Source organism: Lentzea sp. NPDC051208, from assembly GCF_040682435.1.
Taxonomy (GTDB): Bacteria; Actinomycetota; Actinomycetes; order Mycobacteriales; family Pseudonocardiaceae; genus Lentzea; species Lentzea kristufekii.
In genome coordinates this window covers 477,115-487,670 of record NZ_JBFBAW010000005.1, presented here as the reverse complement: position 1 = coordinate 487,670, position 10,556 = coordinate 477,115, and the positions used below count along the sequence as shown (strand labels likewise).

The following is a 10,556-nucleotide window of genomic DNA, read 5'->3' as shown; positions in this document are numbered from 1 at the left end:
AGCCGGAGCCTCGTTGCCTGTCCGGGCCACCACACCGATCACAGCCGAACCGTGATCAACACCCTCCGCCGCCCAGCCTTAAGTTCCAGGCATTGCTCATACTGGACCGTATGGGGGCGTGGGGGCGGTGCCGCGAGGTGCCCTGCTGAGCGTGAACTCGGCCGCCAACGGGCCGGGTCGCGCCACTAACGGAGGCCGTTCCACTTCGAGCTGGAGGCGCTGCAGGTCGCGAGGGTCACCTGCGCGGTGAGGCACTTGCCGGTGCCGACGTTGCGGAACTGGAACGAGCTCCCCGTCGGCACCCGGCGCCAGCGCTGGCTGGAACTCGACGTGCAGGCCTGGCCGAGCACGTCACCGGCGGCGGTCGCACCGAGACACCTGTCGGTGGCGAGGTTGTGCGGCCAGTCGACCCCACCGCTGATCGGGACGAGCCAGCGCTGGTCGTCGGCGAGTTCGTTGCACGGCTTCAGAACGACATCGGTGCGCACGTCGGCGAGGCAGCGGGTGCTGCCGGCGAGCTGGTAGACGACGACGGGGTCGGCGCTGGCAGGGACGGCGGTGAGCGTGACGGTGGCGGCGGCTGTCGCGATGATCGCGGCTAGTTTCCCCATGGGCGAGAATCCTGGCAGTGCACGGGGTTTCGCGAATCCACCTGCGGTTGTCAACCCTGGCCGTAGTCCAGTGCCCTCTCCAGGGCAGGCTTTGCTTCTACGAGCGAAGGCCCGTACCAGGTCAGGTGTCTGCCGTTGACGAGCGCGTAGGGCAGGCCGGGGAAGCTCTCCGGGCCGTCCTCGTGGGTGAACACGTACGGCTCGTCCGGGAGGATCACCAGGTCGGGGCGCTTGTCGTTCAGCTCGTCGAGGCTCGGACGCGGGTAGCGCTCGTCGTGCGTCGCGTAGACGTTCTCGATTCCCAGGCGCCGCAACACATCGGTGGCGAAGGTGTCGCGGCCGACGACCACCCACGGGCGGCGCCAGACCGGGATCAACGCGGTGAGCTTCGGGGGCTTCGTGTCGCGCCACAGCTCTTCGGCCCCGGTCAGCCACTCGGGCACGAGGTCCCAGCCGAGCGCGAAGAACCTCCTGAGCGACGCCAGCGCCATCGGGACCGTCTTCGGCGCCTCGGTCACCCAGACGTTGACGCCGTTGGCGCGCAACCGGTCCACGTCCTCGGCGCGGTTCTCCTCGGAGTTCGCGATCACGAGGTCGGGTTGCAGCGCCAGGACCTCGTCGACGTCCGGGTACTTCGACCCGCCGACGCGGGCCACGTCGAGATCGGCCGGGTGGGTGCAGTAGTCCGTTGCGCCGACCAGGGATCCTGGCACGGTCACCGCGACGGCCTCGGTGATCGACGGCACCAGGCTGACCACACGCCGAGGCTGGTCCAGCGGCACCGGCTCACCGAGGTCGTCGACGGGGAGCATCAGACTCCCGTGATCTTCAGGCCGGCGTGGGTCTTGTACCGGCGGTTGACCGCGATGAGGTTCGCGGTGAACGCCTCGACCTGGTGGGCGTTGCGCAGCCGGCCGCCGTAGACGCCGCGGAAGCCGGGCACGAGCTCGGCCAGTTCCCGGACGGTGTCGGTGGCCTCGCGGTCGTCGCCCAGCACCAGGACGTCCATGTCCACTTCGGACACGCTCAGGTCGGCGAGCAGCACGGCGGACACGTGGTGGAACGCGGCGGTGACCCTGGACTCCGGCAGGAGCAGCTCGGCCTGCTGCGCCGCGCTGCCCTCGGTGACCGGCAGCGCGAACGGACCCTGCTTGTCGAAGCCGAGGGGGTTCACGCAGTCGATGACGATCTTGCCGGCCAGCTGGTCGCGCAGACTGGCGAGCAGGTCTCCGTGCCCGTCCCACGGCACCGCGACCAGCACGACGTCGGAGTCGGCTGCGCAGTCTGCGTTGTCCGCGCCCCGGACGTCGCCGCCCGCGATCTCGACGATCTCCTTGGCCGCCAGCTCGGCCCGGTCGGCGCTGCGGGAGCCGATGATCACCTTGAGGCCCGCCTTGGCCCAGCGGATGGCGAGGCCCTTGCCCTGGGCTCCGGTACCGCCCAGGACGCCGACGGTGAGGTCACGAATGTCTGTCACCCCTGCATCTTCACACGACCTGCCGGACGCGGGCTGCCCGACGTGACCTTCGCCCGCTTCTCAGCGCGCGTGCTCGAAGCGCACCCGGCGTTCGACCGGGTCCGCCTCGGTCAGGCGCACGCGGATCCGCTCGCCTTCCGGGAGCCGCTTTCCCGCGCACTTGGCGAGGATCGGCGGCGCGGACACGAACACCTCGCCCTCGTTGTCACCGGACCGCAGCACGACGGCGTCGAACTCCTGCCCGACGCGGTCGGCCAGCACCCACGCCTCGACCTGGTCCAATGACGCCCGCTCGACCTTCGAGGCGAGGGAGTCGGACGCCCCCATCAGCGACGGCAGCTGCGGCAGGGCCTCGGCCAGCCAGGACGGCAGCTCCTGCCCGGCCGTGACCGCCAGGCACACCTCGGTGGCGAAGCGGTCGACCAGGCGGCGCAGGGGTGCGGTGACGTGGGTGTACGGGGCCGCGACACCCGCGTGCGTCACGAGTTCGGGAACGGATCCGTTGAACGCCGAGTAGCCCGCACCGCGCAGCAGCCGCGTGGCGTCGGTGAACAACGCCAGCGACTCGGGCCGGGATGCGTCCAGGCCGGCCAGGAACGCACCCGGCGACAGGTCCGCGGGCCACTTCACCTTCAGCGCCGCCGCGGACTTCCGCAGCGTCGCCACGGCCTGAGCGTCCGGGTCGGGCAGCGTGCGCAGGACGCCCACGCGGGCCTCCAGCATGATCGACGCGGCGGCCATGCCGGTCATCAGCGAGATCTCCGCGTTCCACGAGTCCACCTCGGCGCGTGGCCGGGTGACCAGCTGCCAGCGCTCGCCGTCGGCCTCGATCTCCTGCTCGGGCAGCTGCAGCTCGATCGCGCCGCGCTGCCGGGCCAGTGCCCGCCGCAACGGCCCGAACTCGGCCAGCGCCGCCACCGACGGATGCGGATCGCCCGCGTCGAACAACTTCTGCACCGACTCGTAGTCGAACTGGGCCGTCGACCGCACCATCGCCCGGCGCACCTCGACAGCCGCCGGAACGCCGTCGGCACCGCAGGTGAACGTCCACAGCACCGCGGGGCGCACGACGCCGGGCAGCAGCGACGCCGCGCCCTCGGAGAGCACGGTCGGGTGCAGGGGAACGTTGCCGTCGGGCAGGTAGAGGGTCTGACCGCGACGCCGGACCTCCAGGTCCAGCGGACCGCCGGGCGTCACGAACAGGCCCAGGTCGGCGATCGCGTAGTGCACGACGAAGCCGTCACCGGACTTCAGGACGCACAGCGCCTGGTCCAGGTCCTTGGCGCCGGGCGGGTCGATCGTCACCAGGGGCAGCGCGGTGAGGTCGGGGCGGTCTCCCGGGGAACGGGAGACCGCCGCCTCTGCCTCGGCGAGCACGGCCGCGTCGAAGGAAGCGGGCAGACCGAACTCGGTGCGGATGCCGTCGAAGGACACGTCCGCACGACCCGTGCGGATCACCAGGGAAGCCACCCGCACAGACTAAGGACCCGAAACTCAGTCCTCGTCGTCGCCGCGCCACTTCTTGTCGGACTCGTCCGCTGCCCTGGTCCGTTCGCGGGCGATCTCCAGAGCACGAGCCGCGGTGGCCTCGTCCGGGTACGGGCCCATCCGGTCCGGGCCCTTGCATCCCTTGCCGTGCTCCACCGTCTGGTGGGTCAGGCAGAAGTACCAACCGCTGCTGTCACTCATACGCGTTCGCCTCCCAAAGGCACCGGGAATCCCCGCGGCGGCGTGGACTGGTTGGCGTTGGCGTACTCCGACGGGATCGGGTCCAAACACGAGACCAGCACCGTGCGGTCCTCGGCGTTCTCGATCTTGCGTCCGGAACGGTCCCGGTAGACGAGAGAGCCGTCGGAGTCGATCTCCATGATGGCACCGACCTCGGCCAGCTGTTCCTCGTCGAGGTCGGCGAGCTTCTCGTAGCGCGACGGCACCACCCGGTACACCGGCCACTTGAGGTGGCCGTAGGTGCGGTGGAAGTCCGCGAGCAGGTGCACGAGGTGCTGCTGGAACGGCAGCGGCATGGCCTCGGCCAGAGCCCGTGGGATCACCACGTAGTCGGCAGAGACCCCCGGTGCTCCGGCCGCCATGTAGTCACGCACTGGTGTGCTCGACGCGGGCGGTCCGGAGGGCCTCGGGATGGGGTCGTGGTTGAACATGGAGCGCCTCCCCGCGATCTACACGCCCGGCCGGACGGCCAGCGGCATCAACTCGTAATAGTCCCAGTTGACCTTGCTGATCTTCACGACATCACCCGTCTGGGGCGCGTGGATGTACTCGTCGCCCCCGAGGTACATGGCCACGTGGTGCACCGTCCGGGGATTCGACCTGTCGGTCGCCCAGAAGATCAGGTCGCCTGCCTGGGCGTCGCGCACCGGGAGGTGGGCGCCGCCCTTCTCGTACTGGTCGTTCGCGACGCGCGGGATCTTCACACCGGCCGCGCCGAACGCCTTCACCAGGATGCCGGAGCAGTCCCACGCGTCCGGTCCGTTGCCGCCCCACAGGTACGGCTCGCCCAGCTGTTCCTTGGTGAACTGGATCGCGATGCCCGCCGCGTTCGACGCCAGCAGGAACTCCCCCGCGCCCGAGCCGCAGCCCGCCGGGTCGGTGATCGCGCCCAGTTCGCCGAGCAGGAACGCCGCCATGGACTCCCAGTTGTGGTACCGGTCCGGGTACGCCGACCGCTCCACCGCCTGCGCCGAGTCACCGGGACGCTTGTTCTCCCAGTCCGGCACCTTCAGCAGCACGTCGTAGAACTTGTTGATCGCGTACGTCGGGTCGATCACCTGGGCCTCGGTGCCCCAGCCCATCGACGGACGCATCTGGAAGATGCCGAGCGAGTCGCGGTCGCCGTAGTCCAGCGGGCGCAGGCCCGACTCGGTCATGCCGGCCTGGATCGCGATCTGCCACGCGAGCGGGGGCAGCTTGCGCTCCTGGCCGATGGAGATGATGCGCGCGACGATGTTGCGCTGCTCCTCGTTGAGGCGCGACGCGTCGTGGCGGCCCTTGTCACCGTTGCCCGAGTCCCACGGGCCGATGGCCGCGTTGCAGCTCATCCGCATCATGTTCGCGCCGGCGGCGGGGTTCGTGGAATTGCTGACGACCTGCGACACGCCTGAGGTCGTGACCGCGATCACTACGATCATCGCCAGCGCCCCGATCAGCAACATCACGCGCATGGCTCAGTCCACCTTCGTGTAGCTGTTCACTCGCCACTTGCCGTCCGGTGCCTTGACCAGCGTGATGCGCACCTTGCCGAGGTCCGTGGGGACCTCGAAGTCGATCGACGAGGTCGTCGACTTCACCGCCTTGACCTTGTCGGTGAGCTTGTCCGGCACGTTCCGCGGGTCGATCGTGGCCATCTGCGCCAGGAACTCGGGGGTCGTGTACTCCTCGAGCTGCTTGAGCCACTTGTCGATGTCGTTGTTCGGTGGCGGCTTGACCCAGGTCTCCGCCCACAGCTCGGCGATCAGCTGCGCGTCGGCGGCAGGTGGCGCCGCCTTCGCGGAGTTGCTCGGCGGCGGCAGCTTGGTCGGCAGCGAGGCACCGCTGCCCGGCAGCTGGCCGACCTGGGTGCCCTGCGATGACGTCGACGGCTGACCGGCCGCGGACGGATCCACGGGCTTGCGGTCGAGCACCCTCGGGATGATCACGCCGAGTGCGACGACGAGCACCACGAAGATGATGATCGAGGCGGCCAGGTGCCGCGGGGAACGCAGCGGCCATCCCCACAGCCTGCGGTAGACCGCGGCGCGGCCGCGGTTGGTACGGATCGGCACCTACGCCTCCCTTCAGTTGTCCCTGACTTCGAAACCGCGTGACGGCCGGTAGATCACGTGCACTGGACGCCCTGCCACCACTTCCGTCTCTGCTCTGCGAGGTTCCTGCACCGGCGCGGAGTAGGCGCCCGACCGCGACGGCACGAGCACCGCGTCGTCGACCCTGTCCCACTGCCTGTCGGTGACCGTGGGGCTGTCCACCACGCGCGACCGGGCGGCCGGCAACGCCGCCGGACCCGATCCCGCGGGCAACGCGCCCGCCCGCACCGACGAGGAGTCGCCACCGCTGATGATCTGGCCCGGCACGGAGTCGCGGTCGAGCCGCTGCGCCGTCGCCATGACCGGGTTGGACGCTTCCGGGCGCACCCGGCCGCGACCGCGCTGCGGCACCTCGTCGCCGCCGGTCTCGTTCTCCCGCACGGACTCCCAGAACTCGTCCTGCGGCGTCGGGCCCTCCTGCTTCTTGCGACCCGCGATCTTCGACCAGACTCCGCCGCTCATCGGCAGGACGTTGCTCGCCGAGCCGACGGACATCTCGACCATCTGCCACATGCGGCGCAACGGTTTGCCGATCACGAAGCACACGAGTGTCAGCATCAGGCCGAGCAACGTGCGCGTCAGCAACGAGAGCCCGGTCGCGTTGAAGATCGCCTGCAGCAGCAGCGCGTGCACACCCGCGAGGACGGCGAGGATCAGCACGTTGAAGATCGTCACGGCGGCCGCGCGGGCGACCTTGCGCAGCAGGTCGTGGTGCAGCAACGCGACGAGGCCGATGAGCGGCCCGGCGAGCGTCAGGATGCGCAGCAGCAGCTGGGCCAGCAGCACCGCGGCCTTCGCGAACAGCTGGAACAGCGAGAACGCGATGGACTGCAGCAGCGCCAGGAAGCCGGCGCCGGTGCGGCTGCCGTCGGTGCCGTCGAAGTAGCCCTTGGCGGTGCCGAGCTGGGCCTCCAGGGCCTTCCACTCGGCCTTCTTGGCGTCCAGGGCGGCCTGGTCGGCGTCCTTGCCCTCGGCGATCTCCGCCGTGGTCCACGCCTGCGCCTTGAGGATCCGCGGGCCGTACTCGGCGGCCTGCGGTGCCTCCGGCGTGCCGAACGCACCGCGCAGCCAGCTCTGGTAGACGACGGCGTCGTGCAGTTTCGTCGGTAGTACGTGGAGCGTGCCTTGTTCTTCAGGCGCCTCGATGAACCCGGCTTGGATCTCCGAGGTCTTGGAGACCAGTGTGTTGTCGAGGAGGTTGTAGAACTGCGGCAAGGCCAATGTGGACGTTGCCAGCCACATGGCCGCGAGCGCCCAGAGCCCGCGTTTGGAGATCGCGGCGAAGTCGCCGGTCCAGATCTGCCGGAACATCAGGATCGCGAGGAGCAACGCCACCAGGCCGAACCAGCGCAGGTAGACGTTGTCGTAGACCTTCTGCACGCCGTTCTTCACGGCGTCGTCCAGCGGGACCAGCAGACCGCGGCCCATCACCGTGTAGTGCAACGCGTTCGTGGCGCCGACGATGTTCTTGCCGATGCTGAAGAGCTCGTTGCCCGCCCACGTGTCGAGCGTGGCGTTGGCGTCCGGCAGGACACCGCACTTGGCCTGGTAGTTGTGCCAGACCATGCCCGCGTAGCCGTAGTCGAGGTACGGCGAGCCGGGCAGGCCGTTGCCGACGGGCGGGTCGAGCGCGCCGACCATGCCGGCGCCGGGCCGTTCCGGGTTCGGTGCCTCGCCACAGGACTGGGCGTGCGCCATCGGGGCACCGATGACCACCTGCAACGCCAGGATGGCCGCGACGAGGCCGACCGACCTGGTGCGTGCTGACGCGCGCAGCGCGAACCGCCGCCTTGCCCAGAGCAAGGCGGCGATCGCGAGCACGATCGTCAGCGCCGTCATGCGCCGCCGTCCCGGTGGCGGTTGGTGCCGTCACCGTGGCCCACCAGCTGGGCCTCTTCCTCCGTCAAGCCCAGTTCCATGTCCGCCGCCAGTTCGTCGTCGATCTCGTCGGGCACGTAGGCGGGCGACATCGGGGCCGCGTCGTCGTCCGTCGGCACGAGTTCGCCCTTGCCGTTGTCGCGCTTGGCATCGGGGGTCGTGTCGAGGGCGTTGCGCAGGTGTTCGAGGTGCGGGCCGCTGAAGTCGATGCGGATCCGCTCCACGCCACCGGCGCCGTCGCCGAAGATGAACTGCCGCGGCGCGCGGTCGCGTTCGGTCGCGTTGCGCTCGCCACCGGGGCGGCGGCCGAGCGAGGCGACGACCTGCTCGTACCCGGCGCCGATCGGCACCTTGAGCAGCCGCAGCGCGTCCGCCTGCGCCGAGTCGTCGTCGAGCCGGCCGACGAAGACCGAGTCGAGCAGCGTCACGAAGCCCTGGATCTTCAGGAAGTCGGCGGGGATCTGCGACGACAGCAGCACGCGGACGTTCCACTTCCGCGAGTCACGCGCGAAGCGGTTCATCAGCACGCGGCCGGTCGGGACCTCGGAGAGGAAGAACGCCTCGTCGATCCAGACGCCCTTGCGCTGGTCCTTCGGCTTCTCGTAGATCGAGCGCTGGGTGAGCCAGGCGGCGAGGTTCAGCATCTCGACGCCGAGCGACTCCGCGTCCGTCCAGTGCTCGCGGCCGACGCCGTCCTTGGGCAGGTTGAGGCCCGCCATGGTGAGGACGGTGAGGCGGTCGTCGCGCACCTCGTTGTACGGGTCGAGGTTCTCCTCGGGGATCAGCAACGACATGCGCTCGCGCATCTCGTCGAGGAAGTCCGCGACGACGACGGCGTGCTCGTGGTGTTCGGACGCGTCCCGGCGCAGCGCCTCGAAGACGAGACCGGGGTGGGCGTCGAAGCGGCCACCGACCGTGCGGACGGCACGCAGCAGCACGATGCGAGTCTGGGGCAGGCGCGCGACCTCGTACGGCAGCAGGCCGGAGAGCACGTCCAGCACGAGACGGCGGCGGGTGGCGGCCGCGAGGGCCTTCTCCCGGCGCCAGGCCCGTTCCGGGTCGTCCTCGTCGAGGAAGTGCTCGATCAGCGGCTCGGCGACCACCCGGTACGGGTTGAGGATGCCGGGCTGGGCGTTGAGCAGGTTGATCGGACGCGCGTAGGGCCGCAGCTCCGGCAGTTCGCACAGCGCGGACAGCGGACCGGACGGGTCGAGCAGCGTCCAGTGCGCGCCGGCCCGCAGGGTCTTGTAGACCATGCCGCCGCCGAGGAACGACTTACCCGCACCCAGGCCCGCGACCATCGCCGTCAGGCCCGAGGCGTCCCGGAGCTCCTGCGCCATCCACGGGTCCCACGCGACCGGGCGGCGGGTGGCCGTGACGGTCTCGCCCAGGAGAATTCCTCGGCGGTCGCCGACCTCGGCCGTGGCCGTGGGGACGGCGGACGCGGCCCACAGCACGCTGCCGCGCCGCAGGTACGCGCCGCTGGACAGCGGCTCGCCGGGGATGAACTCGCGGGCGATCGCGTACTGGGCCTCGGGGTGCTCGATCGCGATCTTCGGCTTGTACAGCTCCAGCAGCGACTGGGCCAGGCGCAGGGCCTCGCGCTCGGTCGGGCCGGAGACGGCGAGGCGCCACCACGAGCGGACCCGGGTGCCCAGCGCGGTGAAGCCCGACGTCATCTCGTCGTCGATCTCCAGCACGCGGCCGGCCTGGCGGGCCAGCGACTGCGGCGGTTCCAGCTCGTGCTCGTCGGTGTAGTGGCGGACCTGCGAGCGCACCTTGCTCATCTGCCGCGACAGCTCACCCGAGACCTCTTCGGGTTTGCGCACGTAGATGCGGGCGGACCACTCGACCGACGCCGGCAGCCGGTCCGCGCGCTGCACCCACGGGTCGTCGACCTCGGGGATCTGCAGGCCGTGCATGAGGCCGACCGTCAGCACCGCGACGTGCCGCTTGATGCCCGCGTTCGAGCCGGTGCGGCCACGCACCGTCACCGTCGGCGAGTAGGGCTCCTGGTGGAAGTCCGCGGCGTCGGTGAACGACGCCAGGTCCTCCGGTTCCCACGCGGCACCGGGCACGGCGGGCATGTTGCGCGGCGCGGGCAGGCCCAGCGAGCACGACCGGTGCATCAGCCAGGACATCTCCTCGGCCGTCGCGGGACGGCCTTCGAGACCGGCGGAGCCGATGACCTGGTCGAGGTGCTCGACCTCGGAGTCGAGCGCCACGAGTTCGGCGTCGACGGCGTCCGGGAAGACCTTGCGCAGCACGGGGGCCGCGCGTTCGACCGCGCGGTCCATCATGTTGCGGGTCTGCACCTGAACGCCCAGGTAGACCTCTTTCTCCGCCATCGAGCGGCCCATGAGCTGCTGCTGCTCGCCGACCATGTAGTCGTCGAACGACAGCGTGCCGGGAGTGTCCGGCAGGCGCTTGACGGCGTTGTGCACGTGCGCCTCGGCCCACATGCGGATCGGGTACGGCCGCGTGGTCACCCGCAGGTGCATCCAGCGGCCCTGCAGCTCGGCGTACTGCCCGGCGATGGCGGCGATCAGGTCCTGGCGCTGCGAGTCGCTGCGGAACGACCAGCGCTGCGGCGCGAGCCGGTACCAGGCGTAGACCTCCTGGCCGGTGCGCAGCAGATGACCGTCGATGCTCCTGGCTGCGATCGACGGCGTGTAGCTCGGCACGGCCTGCTCGCCGGGCAGGCGGCGGCCACGCTTCGAATAGGCGGCCCGGTCGCGGTCGCGGGGGTCTGCCGCGGCGTGCTGGGCGATG

The 10,556-nt window shown here is 70.4% G+C and carries 10 protein-coding genes; all 10 read right to left on the bottom strand.

The features are described 5' to 3' along the window. Positions 1 to 185: 185 nt before the first annotated feature. Genes AB0M48_RS15315 through AB0M48_RS15270 form a run of 10 tightly spaced genes read right to left on the bottom strand, consistent with a single transcriptional unit; the run spans position 186 to position 10,555 of the window. Positions 186 to 611 carry a ricin-type beta-trefoil lectin domain protein gene (locus tag AB0M48_RS15315; protein WP_363841282.1) on the bottom strand — a complete coding sequence of 142 codons (426 nt, stop codon included), beginning with the start codon at positions 609 to 611 and terminating at the stop codon, positions 186 to 188. Between the two features lie 50 nt (positions 612 to 661). Then, the gene (locus AB0M48_RS15310) at positions 662 to 1,423 is read right to left on the bottom strand and encodes a helical backbone metal receptor (RefSeq protein WP_363841279.1); all 762 of its coding nucleotides are present in this window, start codon (positions 1,421 to 1,423) and stop codon (positions 662 to 664) included. Then, on the bottom strand, positions 1,423 to 2,088 hold the full coding sequence (gene npdG, locus AB0M48_RS15305; RefSeq protein WP_363841276.1) for an NADPH-dependent F420 reductase: 666 nt from the start codon (positions 2,086 to 2,088) through the stop codon (positions 1,423 to 1,425). The genes AB0M48_RS15310 and npdG overlap by 1 nt, the downstream gene beginning before the upstream one ends. 60 nt (positions 2,089 to 2,148) lie before the next feature. Beyond that, positions 2,149 to 3,558: an RNB domain-containing ribonuclease gene (locus tag AB0M48_RS15300; protein ID WP_363841273.1), complete on the bottom strand. Its 1,410-nt coding sequence runs from the start codon at positions 3,556 to 3,558 to the stop codon at positions 2,149 to 2,151. 24 nt (positions 3,559 to 3,582) lie between these two features. Beyond that, complete coding sequence (locus tag AB0M48_RS15295) at positions 3,583 to 3,777, bottom strand: hypothetical protein (RefSeq protein ID WP_363841270.1); 195 nt, start codon at positions 3,775 to 3,777, stop codon at positions 3,583 to 3,585. Beyond that, positions 3,774 to 4,247 (bottom strand): hypothetical protein, encoded by a 474-nt coding sequence (locus AB0M48_RS15290; RefSeq protein WP_363841267.1) that lies wholly within the window; start codon positions 4,245 to 4,247, stop codon positions 3,774 to 3,776. The genes AB0M48_RS15295 and AB0M48_RS15290 overlap by 4 nt, the downstream gene beginning before the upstream one ends. 18 nt (positions 4,248 to 4,265) lie before the next feature. Beyond that, positions 4,266 to 5,267, bottom strand: coding sequence for a C40 family peptidase (locus tag AB0M48_RS15285; RefSeq protein WP_363841264.1), 1,002 nt, complete (start codon positions 5,265 to 5,267; stop codon positions 4,266 to 4,268). Positions 5,268 to 5,270: 3 nt separating this feature from the next. Further along, on the bottom strand, positions 5,271 to 5,867 hold the full coding sequence (locus AB0M48_RS15280; protein WP_363841261.1) for a hypothetical protein: 597 nt from the start codon (positions 5,865 to 5,867) through the stop codon (positions 5,271 to 5,273). Between the two features lie 12 nt (positions 5,868 to 5,879). Continuing rightward, positions 5,880 to 7,745 (bottom strand): hypothetical protein, encoded by a 1,866-nt coding sequence (locus tag AB0M48_RS15275; RefSeq protein ID WP_363841258.1) that lies wholly within the window; start codon positions 7,743 to 7,745, stop codon positions 5,880 to 5,882. Continuing rightward, positions 7,742 to 10,555 (bottom strand): ATP-binding protein, encoded by a 2,814-nt coding sequence (locus tag AB0M48_RS15270; RefSeq protein WP_363841347.1) that lies wholly within the window; start codon positions 10,553 to 10,555, stop codon positions 7,742 to 7,744. Before AB0M48_RS15270 ends, AB0M48_RS15275 begins: the two co-directional genes overlap by 4 nt. Position 10,556 lies beyond the last annotated feature (1 nt).